At 63.0% G+C, this 17,635-nt stretch carries 15 protein-coding genes; all 15 read left to right on the top strand.

Annotated features, from left to right (window positions below):
* The first annotated feature begins 48 nt into the window (after window positions 1-48).
* The 15 genes from ruvX to FB461_RS04705 all read left to right on the top strand — a co-directional run bounded on the left by ruvX (window position 49) and on the right by FB461_RS04705 (window position 17,623).
* Window positions 49-570, top strand: coding sequence for a Holliday junction resolvase RuvX (gene ruvX, locus FB461_RS04775; protein ID WP_246046119.1), 522 nt, complete (start codon window positions 49-51; stop codon window positions 568-570).
* The gene (gene mltG / locus FB461_RS04770; RefSeq protein ID WP_142119451.1) at window positions 567-1,784 is read left to right on the top strand and encodes an endolytic transglycosylase MltG; all 1,218 of its coding nucleotides are present in this window, start codon (window positions 567-569) and stop codon (window positions 1,782-1,784) included. The genes ruvX and mltG overlap by 4 nt, the downstream gene beginning before the upstream one ends.
* Before the next feature lie 76 nt (window positions 1,785-1,860).
* A complete protein-coding gene (locus tag FB461_RS04765; protein ID WP_142119449.1) occupies window positions 1,861-2,724 on the top strand; it encodes a shikimate dehydrogenase in 864 nt (287 codons plus the stop codon).
* 71 nt (window positions 2,725-2,795) lie between these two features.
* The gene (locus FB461_RS04760) at window positions 2,796-4,469 is read left to right on the top strand and encodes a GspE/PulE family protein (protein WP_142119447.1); all 1,674 of its coding nucleotides are present in this window, start codon (window positions 2,796-2,798) and stop codon (window positions 4,467-4,469) included.
* A gap of 119 nt (window positions 4,470-4,588) precedes the next feature.
* Window positions 4,589-6,412, top strand: a complete 1,824-nt coding sequence (locus FB461_RS12425) for a PilT/PilU family type 4a pilus ATPase (protein WP_142119445.1) — start codon at window positions 4,589-4,591, stop codon at window positions 6,410-6,412.
* Window positions 6,412-7,644, top strand: coding sequence for a type II secretion system F family protein (locus FB461_RS04750; RefSeq protein WP_142119443.1), 1,233 nt, complete (start codon window positions 6,412-6,414; stop codon window positions 7,642-7,644). Before FB461_RS12425 ends, FB461_RS04750 begins: the two co-directional genes overlap by 1 nt.
* A gap of 66 nt (window positions 7,645-7,710) precedes the next feature.
* Window positions 7,711-8,211 carry a prepilin-type N-terminal cleavage/methylation domain-containing protein gene (locus FB461_RS04745; RefSeq protein ID WP_246046017.1) on the top strand — a complete coding sequence of 167 codons (501 nt, stop codon included), beginning with the start codon at window positions 7,711-7,713 and terminating at the stop codon, window positions 8,209-8,211.
* Window positions 8,212-8,369: 158 nt separating this feature from the next.
* Window positions 8,370-8,816: a prepilin-type N-terminal cleavage/methylation domain-containing protein gene (locus FB461_RS12420; protein ID WP_142119441.1), complete on the top strand. Its 447-nt coding sequence runs from the start codon at window positions 8,370-8,372 to the stop codon at window positions 8,814-8,816.
* 210 nt (window positions 8,817-9,026) lie between these two features.
* Complete coding sequence (locus FB461_RS04735; protein WP_211349834.1) at window positions 9,027-11,507, top strand: Ig-like domain-containing protein; 2,481 nt, start codon at window positions 9,027-9,029, stop codon at window positions 11,505-11,507.
* Window positions 11,507-12,220: a PulJ/GspJ family protein gene (locus tag FB461_RS04730; protein ID WP_142119437.1), complete on the top strand. Its 714-nt coding sequence runs from the start codon at window positions 11,507-11,509 to the stop codon at window positions 12,218-12,220. Before FB461_RS04735 ends, FB461_RS04730 begins: the two co-directional genes overlap by 1 nt.
* A complete protein-coding gene (locus FB461_RS04725) occupies window positions 12,217-14,040 on the top strand; it encodes a hypothetical protein (RefSeq protein ID WP_142119435.1) in 1,824 nt (607 codons plus the stop codon). The genes FB461_RS04730 and FB461_RS04725 overlap by 4 nt, the downstream gene beginning before the upstream one ends.
* Window positions 14,037-14,861, top strand: a complete 825-nt coding sequence (locus tag FB461_RS04720) for a prepilin peptidase (RefSeq protein WP_246046016.1) — start codon at window positions 14,037-14,039, stop codon at window positions 14,859-14,861. The genes FB461_RS04725 and FB461_RS04720 overlap by 4 nt, the downstream gene beginning before the upstream one ends.
* A gap of 79 nt (window positions 14,862-14,940) precedes the next feature.
* Window positions 14,941-16,002, top strand: a complete 1,062-nt coding sequence (gene pilM / locus FB461_RS04715) for a type IV pilus assembly protein PilM (RefSeq protein WP_142119431.1) — start codon at window positions 14,941-14,943, stop codon at window positions 16,000-16,002.
* Window positions 16,002-16,787, top strand: coding sequence for a PilN domain-containing protein (locus tag FB461_RS04710; RefSeq protein ID WP_142119429.1), 786 nt, complete (start codon window positions 16,002-16,004; stop codon window positions 16,785-16,787). The genes pilM and FB461_RS04710 overlap by 1 nt, the downstream gene beginning before the upstream one ends.
* Window positions 16,784-17,623 carry a hypothetical protein gene (locus FB461_RS04705; RefSeq protein WP_142119427.1) on the top strand — a complete coding sequence of 280 codons (840 nt, stop codon included), beginning with the start codon at window positions 16,784-16,786 and terminating at the stop codon, window positions 17,621-17,623. Before FB461_RS04710 ends, FB461_RS04705 begins: the two co-directional genes overlap by 4 nt.
* Window positions 17,624-17,635: the final 12 nt, after the last annotated feature.

Here is a 17,635-nt window from a genome sequence, read left to right as displayed (position 1 = left end):
CGCGACGGGTCAACCGGCGCGCTCGATGAGGTCGTTCGCGGACCTCGCCTGGGGGTAGACGTGGGCCAGGTGCGTATTGGCCTGGCATCGTCCGACCCGGACGGCCTCATCGCCACGCCGGTCGAGACGGTGCTTCGTGATCAATCTGTGACCTTTTCAGAACTTTCTGGCAGAATCAGTCCGGGGGGAATGATCGCATCCTGGCCCGCTGACATCCGCCGCATCGGAGACGAGGTGGCGCAGCGCGGTGCCGAGGTCGTCTACGTTGGCCTGCCGAGGCATCTCTCCGGTGCGGAGGGCCAGGCCAGTGTGGCGGCTCGCGATTATGCCTACGTGCTGGCGGTGCACATCGCGCCGGTGCCAGTGCGACTTGTTGACGAGAGGATGACGACCGTGTCGGCTCATCGCGCCTTGAGCGCCGCTGGCCGGTCGCGGCGGAAGCACATGTCAGTTGTGGACCAGGTTGCTGCCGTGGAAATCCTTCAGGGCGCGCTTGACTTCGAGCGTTCCACGCTACGGCGTGCGGGCGAACTGGTTGACACGACCACCGCAGTGGGAGACGAATCTTGAACCACCCTACGAATGATCTGCATGACCTGTTCTCCGCGGAGCATCCACCGGCTCCCGGCGAGGAGGCACCGCACGTCACGACGCAGGAATACACCCGACGTTCGGCTCTGCGGGCGGAGCGCCGCCGCAAGGCTGCCAGGCGCCGCCGCACTATGATCGCCATCCTGGTGACGGTCGTAGTGGTGGGCGTGGGCGGATTCGTCGTCTCGTCACTGGCCGGGAACATGTTCTCCGGGTTGCTTTCGTCCGGCGATAAGTCCTCCAAGGTCTCGGACTACCCCGGGCCAGGAAGCGGCGAGGTCGAGGTCTCCATCAATCCAGGGGATACCGGAGAAGACATCGCCACCGCTCTGCGTGACGCGGACGTCATCGCGACGCGCGGAGCCTATCTGGACGTCGCGGCGGGAAACCCAGGTGCGCAGAGCATTCAACCGGGTACGTATGCGCTGAAGACGCAGATGCGCGCCGAGGACGCGCTGAGCACGCTGCTGAACCCGAACAATCGCCTGGACTACGTCATCACCATCCCTGAGGGCTGGACTTTTGAGCAGATCAGCACGAAGGTTCAGTCCGTGCTCGGCGTCACGCCCGAGGACATCTCCGAGGCCCTTTCGGACCCGTCTGCGACCGGCCTGCCGAAGGCGGCCGGAGGATCGTTTGAGGGCTGGCTCGCGCCGGGGCAGTACGTCTACGCGCGCGACGTGGCGATCGGTGACGTGTTCGCGGAGATGGTGGCTCGGCGCGTCAAGGAACTCGACGATCTCGGGGTCAAGAAGTCCGAGCGTCAGGACGTTCTGATCAAGGCGTCCATTCTGCAGCGCGAGGGTACGCCCGCTTACTACAACAAGATCGCCCGCGTCATCGAAAACCGGCTCAAGGTCGGCCAGGCACTCCAGATGGACACCACGGTCGGCTACGGCGCCGGCAAAGACGTTATGACGCTCACCAAGGCCGACTTCCAGGACACCTCGAACAAATACAACACGTACGTCCATACGGGGCTGACTCCCACTCCGATCACGAATCCCTCCATGGACGCGATCGAGGCGACTTTGAAGCCGGAGGCGGGCGATTGGATGTATTTTGTCACCGTCAATCTGAGCACGGGCGAGACCAAGTTCGCGGTGACCTTCAACGAGGCGCAGGAGTACGTCGCGGAATACCGGGCGTGGAAAGAAGAGAACTACACGCCCACTGGGGAATCCGACCAGTGATGCTCGGGATGCCCCGCCTTTCGCGAAGCGCTGAGCTTCGGCACATGCTCACCGCAGTCATGGAGTCGGGGAGAGTATGACGCGATCCGCAGCAGTGCTCGGGCATCCGATCACGCATTCGCTCTCGCCGGTCCTGCACCGCGCGGCCTATCGATCGCTCGGCCTCGACTGGACGTACGAGGCGATTGACGTGGACGAGCCCCAGTTCGCGGGATTCCTCGCCCACCTGGACGATTCCTGGGCCGGCCTCAGCCTGACCATGCCGCTCAAGAGGGAAGTCCTGACATTTTTGGACGAGCGCTCCGCGAACGTCGTTGCCACGGGTGCCGCGAACACCGTGGTATTCGATCGCAGTGGCAGTGACGTGCGCCTCGTCGGCGAGAACACCGATATACGAGGCATCGAGGTCGCGCTCGGTGAGCCGGGGATGCCCCTGGCGGATCTTGCCCATGGCGGGGGCGACGCGGTAGTGCTGGGCGCCGGCGCGACCGCAGCGTCGGCCCTCGCGGCGCTTGCGGATGCCGGATTTGCCGAAGTTCACGTGGTGGTCAGGTCGCTGGCGCGTTCGACGGCGGTGCAGGCCGCGGCGTCGGCGCTAGGCGTGCGGGCTCACTTCCACCTCACGGGCGAGTTCCTGCCTACGGTCGAGGGCGCAGGAGTGTTGATTTCCACGCTACCGGGCGGTGCCGCCGACGGGTTCGCGCGGGAACTCGCCTCCGCCGGAGTACGGGTGCGCACCGATGCACCCCTGCTCGACGTGGCCTACGATCGCCGCCCGTCGGACCTTGGTCGCGCGTGGCAGGGTGCGGGCGGCACCTACGTGTCGGGGGAGCGGATGCTGCTCCACCAGGCCGTGGAGCAGGTGGCGCTCTTCACGGGCCAGCGGCCGGATGTCGCCGTCATGGATGCAGCTTTGCGTGAGGCGATCGGCGTCCGCTAAGACTCCTCGCCAATCGTGCCGATAGGTTCTCTTGTGGAGTGCAACTGCAGCGACGGCGAGGTGGAAGTTAGATGAAGCAACTCGGTGAGATCCTGCTCGAAGAGGGACTCGTCTCGGAGGACCAACTGCTCGCTGCGCTCGATGAGCAACTCGTCCAGGGCACGTCTCTGGGGCGCGTCCTGGTCGATATGGGCGTGCTCACCGAGATGCAGCTCGTCTCGGCGTTGGCCGCGCAGCTCGGAATGCCGTTCGCGGATCTCGATGAATACCAGGTGGATCGCCAGGCGGTGGCAATGGTTCCCGGCGCAGTGCTGCGACGCTTCCAGGTGCTGCCGATTGACTTCGACGACGCGGGCAATGTGATGCTCGCGATGGCAGACCCCTCGAACGTCGTCGCGATCGATGACATCCGATCCCTGTGCGGGCGCGGGGTCGTGCCCGTAGTGACGACGCACGACAACCTGGCGCGGGCCATCGATCGGTTCGTGCGCTCCGATTCAGAGATCCAGGACCTGACGCAGGCGCTCGAGGACGAGGTGGACGAGGACGCTGTCGACCTCGCGAACCTGGGTGCGGCCGACGATGATGCGCCGATCGTCCGCTACGTGAACCTGCTGGTCACCCAGGCGATCACCGACCGCGCCTCGGATATCCACATCGAGCCTGCGGAGCATGATCTGCGCGTTCGCTACCGCATCGATGGTGTGCTGCATGAGATGCAGCGGTCGCCGAAGAACATCGCGCACGGCGTGATCTCGCGCGTGAAGATTCTGTCGGATATCGACATCGCCGAGCGTCGCAAGCCGCAGGATGGGCGCATGTCCGTCGTGCACAACGGGCGCAAGATCGACCTGCGCGTTGCGACGCTGCCTACGGTGTGGGGCGAGAAGATCGTCATGCGAATCCTCGACAACTCTACGGCCTCTCTTGCCCTGAGGGACCTGGCGTTCTCGGATCACAACTATGCGATCTACGAGAAGAGCTTCGTCAAGCCGTACGGGATGATCCTGGTGACCGGACCGACGGGTTCTGGTAAGTCCACGACCCTGTATGCCACCCTCAACGCCGTATCTCGCCCCGAGATCAACGTGATCACGGTCGAGGACCCGGTCGAGTACCGCCTGGCGGGCATCAACCAGGTGCAGGTGAACCCCAAGGCGGGCCTGACCTTCGCGAGTGCGCTGCGGTCTATTCTGCGTTCGGACCCCGATGTGGTGCTCCTGGGTGAGATCCGTGATCACGAGACGGCCCAGATCGCCATCGAGGCGTCGCTGACAGGGCACCTAGTGCTGTCCACGCTCCACACGAACGACGCGCCGTCGGCGGTGACGCGTCTTACCGAGATGGGGATCGAGCCGTTCCTGGTGGGTTCGGCTCTGGACTGCGTGGTTGCGCAGCGTCTCGCGCGCAAGCTGTGCGACAAGTGCAAGGAGGAGTACACGCCGGAGCCCAAGGAACTGCTTGCCGTGGGGTTCCCGTGGCAGGACGGTGAGCCGCTGCCGACGCTGTGCCGGCCCAAGGGTTGCGCGGCGTGCTCGCGCACCGGCTACCGCGGCCGTATTGCGCTGCACGAGATCATGGCGGTGAACGAGGAGATCGAACGTCATGCCGTCGTGGGATCGTCCAGCACCGAGATTCAGAAGTCGGCGATTGCGGGCGGCATGATGACGCTGAAGAACGACGGCTTCTACAAGGTCGCGGAGGGCAGGACGTCCCTGGAGGAGATCTTCCGCGTCGTGGCGTGAGAGGTTCCGCGGGAACTTAAGAAGAGATGCCGGCGTGCCGATACCGGTAACGTCTTCGCGGGGCCGTTCGGAAGGGCGCCGGGGAGCGATTTCAGCAACGGAGAGGGTGTGCGCACACCATGAGCGAGAACCAGGACACTGGAGGCGGCCCCGATTTCTCGTGGGCGCTGGGCCCGAAGGACGTCCCGCCCGTCAACAAGGTGCCCGCGCGCCTGCAGCAGAACGGGACCGTGCCGGGGAGTGCCGGGGGTATTCCACCGGGCTCCGGACAACCTGCGCCAGGCTCGGGTGCGGGCGGCGGACGTCCGCTTGTCGGTCAGCCCCTGCGCACGGCTCACGGCCAGGGTGCACCCGGCGCGGCGCCAGGCGGGTCGCCGATTCCTCCGTCGCAGCGAACCGCAGCGCCAGCCGGGGGACAGGCGCGGGGGTACCAGCCCGCCGGAGGTCAAGGTCCGCTGAACTCGCCATCGCAGCCAGCAGGTGCGAGTGCCCAGCAGTCGCCTCGTGCTTCGGCATCGGGCGCGCCAGCGGCTGGCACGTGGCAACCCGCCCCGGGACGAGATACGTCGCCCGCGGCCAATCCGCCCATCGCCGCCGACGTTCCGGTACCGCAGGCCGTCGCCCCCGGGACGTTCACGCCCACAGGCGCGGCGCCGGGCTTCCCCGGCCAGGCTGCCTTCACTCCCGAGCCCACGGCGCCCGCGCCAACCAAGACGGCCGTCCCCGCCGGACCCGCGCCGACCGCCAAGCGGGCTCCCGCGGGTAGTGGCGCGGGGCGTGTGGGGCTGTCCCAGGATCTACGTGACGGTGACGTGTCCCTGGACGCATTGCTGCGGGAGGTCGCGGCCGTGGGTGCCTCCGACCTGCACCTGACGAAGAACTCCCCGCCCATGGTTCGCCGCGATGGCGGACTCAAGCCGATTGAGGGCCAGGCGCCGCTCGATGGCGATTCGCTACGCCGATCGGTGTATCAGATCCTTACGCAAAAGCAGCGCGAGAAGTTCGAGGAGGAACTGGAACTCGACCTCGCCTATCAGGTCCCCGGCGGCGCGCGCTTCCGCGTCAACCTCTACCAGCAGCGCGATTCACTCGGCGCGGCCTTCCGTATCATCCCCACGGAGATCAAGCCGCTGGAAAGCCTGGGTGTGCCGGCGGTGGTCGGATCGTTCGCGAGCATTCCCCGCGGGCTCGTGCTCGTGACCGGTCCCACGGGTTCGGGAAAGTCCACGACCCTGGCGTCGATCATCGACCTCGCGAACCGCAATCGGCCCGACCACATCATGACCGTGGAGGACCCGATCGAGTTCCTGCACGAGCACAAGCGTTCCATCGTGAACCAGCGCGAGGTGGGGGAGGATACGCGGAGTTTCGCCAACGCGCTGAAGCACGTGCTTCGCCAGGACCCCGACATCATCCTGGTCGGTGAGATGCGCGACCTCGAAACCATCTCGGTGGCGCTGACCGCGGCCGAGACCGGCCACCTCGTGTTCGCGACCCTGCACACGCAGGACGCGGCGCAGACCATCGACCGCGTGATCGACGTGTTCCCGCCGAGTCAGCAGGATCAGATCCGCGTGCAGTTGGCCGCGACGATCCAGGGCGTCGTCTGTCAGACGCTGTGCAAGCGGGCCGATGGACCCGGCCGCGTCGTCGCGACGGAGATCATGGTCGCCACCCCGGCAATCCGGAACCTGATTCGCGAGGGGAAGACGCACCAGATCTACTCGGCCATGCAGGCGGGCGCGGGCGACGGCATGCACTCGATGGACCAGCACCTGGCCGATCTACTGAAGCAGGGCGTCATCAGTTACGAGACCGGCCTGGAGAAGTGCCAGAACGTTGCGGACTTCAACCGTCTCACGGGCCGGGGTGGTTCCACGGTCGGCGCGGGTATTGCGAACATGGGCATGGGCGGAAATCTTGAAGGTGGGAGCACGTACTGATGGCTAAGAGCGCATCGAAGACGTTCGACTACGAAGTTCGGGACAAGCAGGGTAGCGTCGTCAAAGGCAAGATGGAGGGCCCCTCCGAGGCGGCCGTTGCCCAGCGGCTCATGGCCAATGGCGGCAGTCCCATCAGCATCACCGAGGTCAAGACCGGCGGGCTCAACTCGGACATCACTATCCCGGGCTTGACGGACAAGGTCGGCCTCAAGGACATCGCCATCATGTCCCGCCAGTTGGCGACCATGATAAATGCCGGGCTGTCGCTCATAAGGGCGCTGACGATCCTGACCGATCAGACCGAGAACAAGACACTGCAGGGCATCCTGAATCAGGTGCGCAATGACGTCGAGACCGGTGTGTCCTTCTCGGCGGCCCTCGCAAAACACCCGAAGGTATTCCCGCCGCTCATGATCAACATGGTTAAGGCCGGGGAAACAGGCGGATTCCTGGATCAGACGCTGTTGTCGGTGGCGAAGAACTTCGAGGACGAGGTCAAGCTCAAGGGCAAGATCAAGTCCGCTATGACGTATCCCGTGGTGGTGTTCGTGGTTGCTATTCTCGCCACGGTGGGAATGCTCCTGTTCATCGTTCCCGTCTTCGCTGACATGTTTGCTTCACTTGGCGGGGCATTGCCGGCGCCGACGCAATTGCTCGTGGTGCTGTCGGGTTTCCTGAAGGTCGGAATCATTCCGCTCGTGATCATTGTCATCGTGGGCTTCATCTGGTGGAACAAGGTCAAGCACAAGAAGTCAGTCCGGGAGAAGATTGATCCGTTCAAGCTCAGGGCTCCGGTGTTCGGGAAGCTCACCCAGAAAATCGCCGTGGCGCGTTTCACCCGAAACCTTGGCGCCATGCTCCGCGCGGGCGTTCCGATCTTGCAGGCCCTCGAGATCGTGGGGGAGACCTCGGGCAACATGGTCGTGGAGAAGGCCGCCTTGGACGTCATGGACTCGGTGCGCAAGGGCAAATCCCTCACGGCTCCGCTCTCGGAACACTCCGTGTTTCCACCCATGGTTGTGCAAATGATGTCGGTCGGCGAGGACACCGGCGCGCTGGACGACATGCTGGAGAAGATCGCTGAGTTTTACGACGCTGAGGTGGAATCCACTACGGAACAACTCACGAGCCTGATCGAACCCTTGATGATTCTCGTGATTGGTGGAATCGTTGGCGGCATGGTGATCGCGCTCTATATGCCGATCTTCTCCATATTTAACCTGATCCAGTAAACGAACGGACGCGAAATCTCGGTTACTGCCGGCCTCGCGCCCGCAGCCCGAAGGAGGCGTCGCCTCATGCCCGCAACACTTCACCCGCCGCCTCTCATGGTTCCCCTTAACGACCTTGTCGAGACCCGACCGGTCGCGCCCTCGACTTGCTCGCGGGTCGGGTTGGCCGATGCCAAACGCGACAGAGGCTTCACCCTCGTTGAAATCCTGGTCGTGATCATCATCATCGGCATCCTCGCTGCCGTCGCAATCCCCGTCTTCCTCAGCCAGCGGCAGAAGGCCGCTGATGCGTCGATCAAGAGCGACCTACGAACGGTTACTGGCACCGTGCTCGCAATTGAGGCGGCGTCGACGCCTCTCACCAAACAGGCGATCATCGACGCCGGGGTCCGATTGAGCCCAGGAGTGCGCATCGATATCTACGCGCATGGTTCCGAGCATCACTGCCTGTTGGGTACCAAAATCTCTGGCGTGAACCCGACTCAGAATTGGGTATCGACAACTGATGGGGGATTTAACACTAGCCTTAGTGCTTGTGCTGGTGTTAGCCTGATCACACTGCCGTAAAGGCGCGGCGGTAATCGTTGTCACGCGGGAGCGAGATTGATCTCGAAATCGGGCTAAAGTCCGCATCGGTTCGCGCCGAAGGCAACAGTGGTAGGACCCCCGGTCCGGGGCTTCCGGACCGGATTACTGTGACTGAGAATCATAGGAAGGTGTGAATCATGATCGCACGCATCCAGAAGTCCCTGGCGGAGAAGGACAAGGGCTTTACGCTCATCGAGCTCCTCGTCGTCATCATCATCATCGGTATCCTCGCGGCCATCGCGATCCCGGTGTTCCTCAACCAGCGCAAGAAGGCCGTCGACTCGTCCATCAAGTCGGACCTCCGCACGGCAGCCAACGAGATCGAGACGTACTACACCGACGAACAGGCGTACCCCAGCGCACCGATCGTAACTGGCGGGACAGCTCCCAACAATTTCGTAATTCCGGCAGGAACTAAGGCCGCTGGCGGAACGATCGTCCTCTCGACAGGCAACATCATCACCTACACCATCAGTCCAACAGACCCGCAGGCTTACACCATTACTGGTTACAATCCCAAGGGAACCAAGGACGCTGCAGGCAACGAGTTCACGTACGACTCGGCTGCCGGAGGCCTTCAGTAAGTCGGATCGGCAGACAGGTGGAGAACCGTCTTGAGTACCAGCACCGTTGGTAAATCCGAAACATAGTTCTCCACAACGCGCAGGGTGTCGGCGATTGCCAAGGCTGTCGACGACACCCTGCCGCACATGTAGTTCGGCGATGCTGAACGAACTCGCCGTCAGCCGCAGTCAGTAGGATCTGCTAGGAGTGGGGACATGCATCGTCGTCAGATGAATTGTGGGGATGACGCTGGGCTATCCCTCGTCGAAGTCGTTGTCGCCCTCGCACTGATCGGAATCATTGGTGCGGCCGCGGCAGCCTTCTTCATCTCCGGACTGGCTTCAACGAAGAAGTTGCAGTCGGACCAGGTCGCCGCATCCGTTGCGAGCCAGGCGCTGGACGCGGCGCGCGCAGTCTCGCCGCAGCCGGCGAAATCGGGCGGCGTGTCGGGCGTACTGCGCGGCCGCTCGCAGGCGGACGTGCAGGCGGCCTTCGCCGCAAACGGCGCAGATTCCACGGACATGATCCAGACCTCCGCCTGGGACCCCGCGGGCGCCGCCGGGGTAGCGGACGACTGGGTGCCACTGACGTACTCCACTACCGTGGCCAACACGACCTATCAGGTCACCACACTTATCGGCGGTTGCTACCGCCCCGCCACGGCCTCGACGAGCGCGCAGAACTGCAACGTCGCCCGCGCCGCCGTCGACGACGTGCTGATCTATAGGGTGCGTGCCGTCGTCACATGGTCGGGCAAGAACTGCACCGCAACCTCGTGTTCCTACCGCGCCACCGCACTCATCGATCCCAGCCAGGACGTGTTCTGGAACTCCAACCTGCGTCCCTATCCCGTCGATGACACCATGCGGGTGAGCGCCGGAGATACCATCGCCACCATGAACGCGGTCATCGGCAACGATGACGTCGTCTATCAGCCGGGCGACGATCCGGTCCGGCTCTCTGGGGCGAACGGCGGCGCGGTCAAGGGAACCGTCAATCGGGTTGGTGACGGCATTGTGAGCTACCTGCCGACCGACAACAACTACTCCGGCACGGACGCATTCAAGTACACGCTCATCGACGCACAGGGACAGGTCTCTGCGAATGCGGCCACGGTGAACGTGCGCATCCTGCCGCGCGCGGTGAACGATGCCTTCACCGCGCCCATCGGCGACGAGACCACGCTCAACGTATTCGCCAACGATCAGGGTAAGGTCAACGGCCAAGGGCTCGACAAGAAGCTGTTCATCAGCATGTCGCCCACTTTGGACATCCTGAGCGCCGAACCGGACGCCACCCTTGCCGCCAGCAGGGCAGCGGACAAGACCGAACTCAACAAGTGGGGTATCGAGGCGGACGGCACGAGCATCAAGTTCAAGGCACCCTCGACCACACCGCTCGGTTCGATCGTCACCTTCTACTACTACCTGGCCGACGTCGAGGGTAGCGAGTCGGGCGCTGCCGTGTTCGCCTCAGTCGAACGAGCCGCGGTGAGGGTCACCGTCGGTGACTGCATGAACATCTCGGACCTGGTCATCGACTTGCAGTTGGACGGAACCGAGAATCCGCAGGAACTCAAAATCAACCAGTTGAACGACAACAAGTCCTCCTGCCAGATCGACATCGTCGGGATCAGCTGGGCGCCGGTCGGGACCTCCTACCAGGGGCGTCTCACCGTTGGCACCGGGGCGTACAACAGCACAAACAACAAGCGATCGAGCACAATCAAGTTCACGCCGCAAACCGACACGCCCGCGTACTTCACGATTACCTATCAGATGTACACGTCCACCGGCTTCACGACGGGCATCACCAAGACGATCGTGATCAGGGTTAACCCGGTTGCCAAGCCAGACAACTACATCGTCGCCGTTGGCGCCAGCGAGTTCAGGCCGGACAACGCAAGTGCCCGGCCAGGGTTCGACGTTTCCACGGGGAACTTCAAGAAGAACGATATTCCCGCCGGCGGAACTCAAACGAAAGTTAAGATCACCCGCCCCTTGTCTTGTGGCGAGTTTAGTGCGGGGAAGTCAGGCGACTACCTGGAGGACAACGGCGTGATCTTCAAGCCGCCGTCGACCCCAGGACAGTGCACGTTCGAGTACAAGCTCGTTCCGTGGTCGAGCGCTGCAGCGCTGGCCGCACTGGGTGTGGAGTCGAACTCCGTGGTAGTGACTTTCAACGTGGGCTATCCGAACATTCACTCGACGGTGACCAACGATGACTCCGAGACGCTGAAGACTACGTTCATCTCTGAAACGAAGTATGGCCGCATGCCCGAGGGGTCGATCCCCAACTGGAAAACGGAATCGGTTACCGAAATCACGGATAAGAACCCGGACACCAAGTGGTTTGTCGGCCTGGATCGATTCCCCAGCGGGAGCGACTTCCCCATCAACGTGATCTACAAATTGTCCAGCGCCCAGACGCTGAGCAAGTACTCGATAACGTCGGCGAACGACAGCGAGGGCCGCGATCCGAAGGCGTGGAAGCTCTACGGTTCCACGAACGCCGCGGCAGCCACGAATCCCGCACACGCGTCCTGGACGCAGATCGACACCAAGATCGACCAGACTTGGAGCGCGCGCAAGCAGGCTAGGTACTTCGATGTTGCCAACCCCGGCTCCTACAAGTTCTACATGCTGTCGTTCAGTAGCGTTCGCAATGGCGGACGCGAATTCCAGATCGCCGATTGGACGCTCGAGTTCTGATGAGTGAGGTCACTGATCACGTACGTTCGTTAGGCCCGGACCAGGGGGCAACCCGGGACGACCCTCGCGACAAGGGTATGACGCTCGTGGAACTGATCGTGGCGATGGGAATTCTGACCCTCGTTCTCGCGATCTTCATGGCCGGCGTCGTTGCCATGGTGCGGACCACCGTGCGGGCGGACTCGTCCAGTTCGGCAGGTGACCAGATGCGCACCGTTTTTCAGCGCATGGATCGCGAGATCCGCTACGCGACCGACATCAATCGGCCTGCCATCGTGGGCACTCGGCAGTACGTGGAGTACCGCTATATGGAGCCGGACAATGAGGGAGTGGCGCAGTGCGTCCAATGGCGGTATGACTCCACTTCCAAGGAACTGCAGCGCCGTAATTGGATCGATGGATCTCCGGCATCGGTCTCGGCGTGGCAGAGCTTCGTCACCAAGGGTAGGAATGACCTTTCGGTCCCGGCCCAGCGGCCCTTCACGTTCTATCGCGCGGGCGTTGATGATAGTTCCGGCGTCAGCTACACGAACCAGCGACTGCGGGTAGTCCTGGACGCAGGCCTGGGCTCATTCGGGGACGGCAGTGGCTCGCAACTCAACACCATCTTGGTGGCGCGGAACAGCAGCGACCAGTCCACGAGCAACACTGACTCCAACAACGACGGAATCACCGACTTTCCTGTATGCCTGACGGGAGTGGGAAGACCATGAACCGGCTTCAATCGCTGCGCGGCCACCGTGACGACGGCGTGGCCATGGCCACGGCCATCTTCCTCATGCTCGTCGTCCTTGGACTCAGCGCGATCCTCCTCGCACTCGTGATCATGGAGGTCAAACCCACCCTCGTCAACGCCAAGAGCACGCGCACCATAGCCGCGGCCCAGGCGGGTCTCGACGCGACCGTAAGCCAGATTCGCGCGGCCGTCGGCCCGGATCCCTCCGGTGAGACGATGGGGGATATCCACAAACTCCCTTGCTTGGTCTCCGGGAACGTCGACGGTTCGGGCACCCCGACGCGCTTTGAGGCAACCGTTAAATACTACCTCCTGGATCCGAGTGACAAGTCCGCCCAGTGGCGCAATGACGCGGCGAACCAGATCCAGTGTTCGACAGGAGGTGGGTGGAGAGGCCTGCGCGCAGTCCCGGGCTACGCACTGGTGACGTCCCAGGGAGCAGACAGCAACGACAAGATTCTCGGCGACGCGGTTGACCGGAAGATTGAGGCCGTCTACCAGTTCTCCCTCAAGGTCGTGAACACGACCGGCGGCCGCATTTACTCAGAGGGCAAGGGGTACTGCCTCGTCGCATCCAGCGTTGCCGCCGGGTCCGGGATCTTCTACCGTGACGCATCCTCCGCCGATTGCGCCGAGCCCACTGATCAGAACCGCTGGGAGTGGAAGAGTGACTACATGATCCACCTCGCCTCATCTAAGGGGGCGGGCACCGATCTTTGCATTTCCGGTCGGCCACCAGGGTCTGGCTCTGGTGAGGTCGCTACGACGCTGCAGCCGTGTACCACGACGCTGCAAGATCCCCTGGGACAACGACTCAGTTGGCGCGACGGAGGCACGTGGCAGGGGCAGAACGCCGCGAACACCGACTACGCGCAAACCAGCCTGCGGACAACGATCAGTGCGACCAACCTCGCCGGGTTGCCACTGTTGGTCGGTAACCCCGTGCGGACCGATGGCGTCGCCTGGAGCGCATTCGATCCGGAGCCCAACGTCGGCGCGGGCGCCGCCTCGCACGACACCTCGCAAATGGTCAACCTACTGCAGTTCGGCCGCTGCATGGACGTTTTCCGCGACAAGCTCTGGATGCCCTATAACATCCTCTATCCGTGCAAGCAGGACCCCGCCAGCCTGACCACGGGTACGCAGAACTTCCGCTGGAACCACAAGTGGGTCTACGCAGAACCCGACGCCGGAACGACGTCGAAGACGACGCAAATTGTCGTCAAGCCGACGATCGAGGGGACGAACGGATTCGCCTGGTATGGGACCTACATCAACACCCCCTTCTGCCTGTTGGCACCGACCACGAAGGGTTTCCCGGCTAGTGATTCATCAAAGGCGATTCCGCCGTTCAATAAGAATGGCGTTGACATGAGGACCTACTACTTCCCTCGATTCACCGATGGCAATATCTACTACAATGGGCAAGAATCCCTCCCGAGCGGATTCGGTCCCAAATGCTCCAACACCCAGCGGGCCTGGTGGTTGCGCACCACGGCAAGTGGCGATCCGATGACCAGTTGGACGTTCCGCCCCACCAGTGACCTAACTATGTGTTTGTCAGCGGCCGGCCCCGTCCACCACAGTCAGCAGCGGAACAAGGACGAGGCCAACGTGAAGAACCTCACGAGTTCCGGCGCGTACAACTACTACGTCGACTACGGGCAGGACATGAACTGGAGCACCGTCATAATCGAGAAGTGTGACGGATCGATGGCCCAGAAATGGAACGCGGACCCCAACGATCCAGGGTCACCGCTGAAGGACTTCGTCGAACTGAATCGATCGACGGGGTGATCCCGGAGCTACTGGACGGCACTTCAGCGCGCATTCTGGCTACTATTCTTGCCGGCGTCTTGGGACTCGTCATCGGATCGTTCCTGAACGTTGTCATCTGGCGCGTGCCGCGAGGCGAATCGGTGGTTTCACCTTCAAGCGCGTGCCCGCGCTGCGGGCACACCCTGAGTTGGTGGGAGAACGTTCCGCTCATCTCCTGGGTTGCCCTTCGAGCGCGTTGCCGGGCGTGCCGTCTGCCGATCAATCTTCGCTACCCACTCGTCGAACTCGCGACCGGTGTGCTCTTCGCCTTGGTGCTGTGGCACTTTGGTGTCACATTCACCGCCTTGGCTTTTGCCTACCTGGGCGCAGTGGCAATCGCGCTAGCGCTGATCGACCTCGACGTGCACCGACTCCCCGATTCGATAGTTCTGCCGTCGTATATCGTCGTGCCGGTGCTGCTAGGGGCGCAGACATTGATCGACGCGCACGCCGGCTCGAGTGAGCTGTGGCCTTTGTGGCGAGCGTTGATTGGTGCGGCATCGCTGTTCGCGTTCTATTTCGTGGCCGCGATCGTCTACCCGGGTGGAATGGGATTGGGCGACGTGAAGTTGGCCGGACTGCTGGGATTCGCGTTGTCTTGGCTCGGGTGGGGACCGTTGATCATCGGCGCATTCTCCGCCTTCCTCTTGGGCGGAGTCTTCAGCGGCGTGCTTCTCCTGACAGGTCGGGCGTCCAGGAAATCGGGCATTCCGTTCGGCCCGTGGATGCTTGCAGGCGCCATGGTCGGGGTGATGTGGGGGAGGGCGCTCTGGTCGAGTTACCTGCAGATCTTCACGTAAGGCCATGATCGATCTCAAGGACGGGGCAGGGCATGCCGATAGGTCGTAGCAATAGCGCCCGAATAAGAGAGGCAACATAGTGGCCAAGCATCGTTCGATTGGTCTCGATATCGGGACCACAGCCGTTCGCGCAGCGGAGGTGGAGTTCGGAACCGGTGGTACGGACGCCCAGTTGCGGCATTATCACGAGGTGGCGCTGCCTCTCGACGCCGTGCGTGACGGAGAGGTCGTCGATCAGAAGGTCGTGGCCAGCGCCATCAAGACGCTCTTCGCCCGCGCCGGTTTCAGCAGCAAAGAGGTGATCCTCGGGGTCGGGAACCAGCGCGTCGCGGCCCGGTCCGTCACCCTGCCGTGGGCTCCGCTGACGGAGTTGCGCAATTCCCTGTCCTACCAGGTGCAAGACCTGCTTCCCATGCCCGTTGACGAGGCACTGCTCGACTTCTACCCGATCGGTGAGGTCATGGACGCGGGTGTCAAGTCCTACGAGGGAATGCTCGTTGCCGCGTCCCGGGACACCGTAGCCGCCAACGTGAATACCGCGATCGATGCAGGACTCGCGCCGGTCGGGGTGGACCTCAACGCACTTGCGTTGCTGCGATCCATGACCCGCGGCGCGCTTGGCCGAGGCAACGTGGCCTTCGTCGACATAGGCGCCCGAATCACGACAGTGTCGATCGCTGTGGACGGGGTGCCGCTCTTCGTTCGAGCTCTGCCCTTGGGCGGTCAGAACATCACCGACGCGCTGGCGCGCGCGCAGGGAATATCACCCGAGAGCGCCGAGCAGTTCAAGCGGGAGTTCGGATTGGGCGCCTCTAAGGTACCGGACATGCACGAGGGCGCCGCGGCCATGACCGAGATCGTGACGAAGCTTGTCGAGTCCATTCGCGGAACGTTCTCCTACTTCACGACCGCCTCAGGGGGGCGACACGTGGAAGTCGTATCGCTCACGGGTGGAAGCGCGCACCTGCCCGGCCTGGGACAGTACCTGGCCAGCGCGAGCCGGCTCAACGTCGTTCTCGGCGATCCCTTCGACGGCCTCGCGATCGCGAAGAGCGCTGGCGATCCCGCAGCGCTGCGGGCGCATGCAGCGCAAACCGCGATCGTCATCGGCCTCGCATACGGAGTAGGAGTGTATGCCTGATGGACCTCAACATGACCATCGGTAAGAAGAAGGCGGCCTCGACTCCGGACTCGGCCGCTCCCGCGCGCGAACCCCAGCGCGCGAATCCCAGTGGCCTTCCGCAGATCGACCTGCTTCCGCCCGAGGTGCGCGACGGCCGGCGCCTGAGTGCGCGACGCCGAGTGCTGATCTACTGCGTGCTCGGCGTGGTCGCTGCGGTCATCCTCGCGATCGCGGGCACGTACCTGCTGAAGTTGAACGCGGACAATCGCCTCGCCGACGCGCAGGATCGGTCGACCCAGCTCGTCGCCGAGAAGAAGAAGTATTCGGAGGTCACCAACGTCATCAAGTCGATCAACGCGACGAAGAAGGTCCGCGACTTCTCCGTGGTCACCGAGGTCGGCTGGGCCGATTACATCGACGCTATCGCCGCGCAACTCCCGCCAGGAGTGACGATCGACAAGTTCGAGGTCGAGCAGGCCTCGCCCACCTCTCCCGCGCCCGACGTATCGGACCCTACGCTCGCGACCGGGCTCGGAACTATCAGTTTCTCGGCGACCTCACCTACCCTGCCCGATGCGTCGGACTGGGCCGATGCGCTGAACATCATTCCCGGCCTGCAGGACGCCACGATCCTCGACTCCACGCTCAACGAGGGTGGCACCGCCGGAGGCAAAGGCGTCGCGAACTACACCGTGAGCGTGACCGTCCAAATTAATGAGCGTGCGCTGGCGCACCGCGAATTCAAAGATCGTGAAGTCGGTGCCGACACTGCCGACGCCGCAGATTCGGGGGAGAAGAAATGAGCCCTAAGGCCGCAAGCAAGGCCAGGCTGTGGACCATTCTCGCGGTCTTCATCTCGGTGATAATCATTGTGGTCGGCGTGCTGCTGGCGGCAAAGCCGCTCCTGGATAATGCCGCGGATTCCAATTCCCAGGCCGAGGATCAGGAGTCGCGCAACGACCAGGCGCAGGCCGAGGTGAACCGACTCAAGGCCCAATTCGCGCAACTGGACGACTACAAGGGGCTCCTTAACGAGCTCCGCGTGCAGGTGCCCACGACGCTCGAGACCCAAGAGTTTCAACGTCAATTCGCAGCGATGGCCGATGAGCGAAACGTTGAGGTGACCAGCGTCTCCTTCGCTACAGCGACCAAGGTGACGGTTACGAACGCCGAGGTCGAATCGGCGGCGGTCGCGAAGGGCGCTGAGGCAGTATCCAAGCCACAGGCGGACCCGCCGGCAGACACAACAGCGGATACAGCGACTGCAGGCGAGGAAACGACGCCGACCGCGACTTCGCAGGAAGAGACCAATGCATCCAAGCCCGCCTTCAGTGACTTCTACGTGGTACCCGTCTCGATTGACGTGCAGGGATCGTACTCCGACGTCCTCGCGCTCGTCCGTACCCTCCAAATGAGTGAGCAGCGCATTCTGCTCATCTCGGGACTCTCCGGATCCGGTGGTAGCGGAGCGGGTACGGGCGACAGTGAGGCCGGTCAACTCGCGCTCACCATCGAGGGCCAGCTCTCGGTGCTGGTGGATCCGGAGGCGGCCACGACCGCAACTGATGATGAGAACATTGAGAAAGAAGAGCTCCCGACCACCAAGGGTGAGGGCAGCCCCATGACAGGAACTAACTGAGTACCGACGAGG

The sequence above is a fragment of the Rarobacter faecitabidus genome (assembly GCF_006716265.1).
GTDB lineage: Bacteria > Actinomycetota > Actinomycetes > Actinomycetales > Cellulomonadaceae > Rarobacter > Rarobacter faecitabidus.
Note: the sequence above shows the minus strand (reverse complement) of the source record. Positions and strands in the feature narration are given on the sequence as shown.

Coding starts and splice junctions, on each gene's coding strand:
- FB461_RS04765 (WP_142119449.1), top strand. CDS start 1,861: ATGACGCGATCCGCAGCAGTGCTCGGGCATCCGATCACGCATTCGCTC.
- FB461_RS04745 (WP_246046017.1), top strand. CDS start 7,711: ATGCCCGCAACACTTCACCCGCCGCCTCTCATGGTTCCCCTTAACGAC.
- FB461_RS04725 (WP_142119435.1), top strand. CDS start 12,217: ATGAACCGGCTTCAATCGCTGCGCGGCCACCGTGACGACGGCGTGGCC.
- FB461_RS04735 (WP_211349834.1), top strand. CDS start 9,027: ATGAATTGTGGGGATGACGCTGGGCTATCCCTCGTCGAAGTCGTTGTC.
- FB461_RS04710 (WP_142119429.1), top strand. CDS start 16,002: ATGGACCTCAACATGACCATCGGTAAGAAGAAGGCGGCCTCGACTCCG.
- FB461_RS04705 (WP_142119427.1), top strand. CDS start 16,784: ATGAGCCCTAAGGCCGCAAGCAAGGCCAGGCTGTGGACCATTCTCGCG.
- FB461_RS04730 (WP_142119437.1), top strand. CDS start 11,507: ATGAGTGAGGTCACTGATCACGTACGTTCGTTAGGCCCGGACCAGGGG.
- FB461_RS12420 (WP_142119441.1), top strand. CDS start 8,370: ATGATCGCACGCATCCAGAAGTCCCTGGCGGAGAAGGACAAGGGCTTT.
- FB461_RS04760 (WP_142119447.1), top strand. CDS start 2,796: ATGAAGCAACTCGGTGAGATCCTGCTCGAAGAGGGACTCGTCTCGGAG.
- FB461_RS12425 (WP_142119445.1), top strand. CDS start 4,589: ATGAGCGAGAACCAGGACACTGGAGGCGGCCCCGATTTCTCGTGGGCG.
- FB461_RS04750 (WP_142119443.1), top strand. CDS start 6,412: ATGGCTAAGAGCGCATCGAAGACGTTCGACTACGAAGTTCGGGACAAG.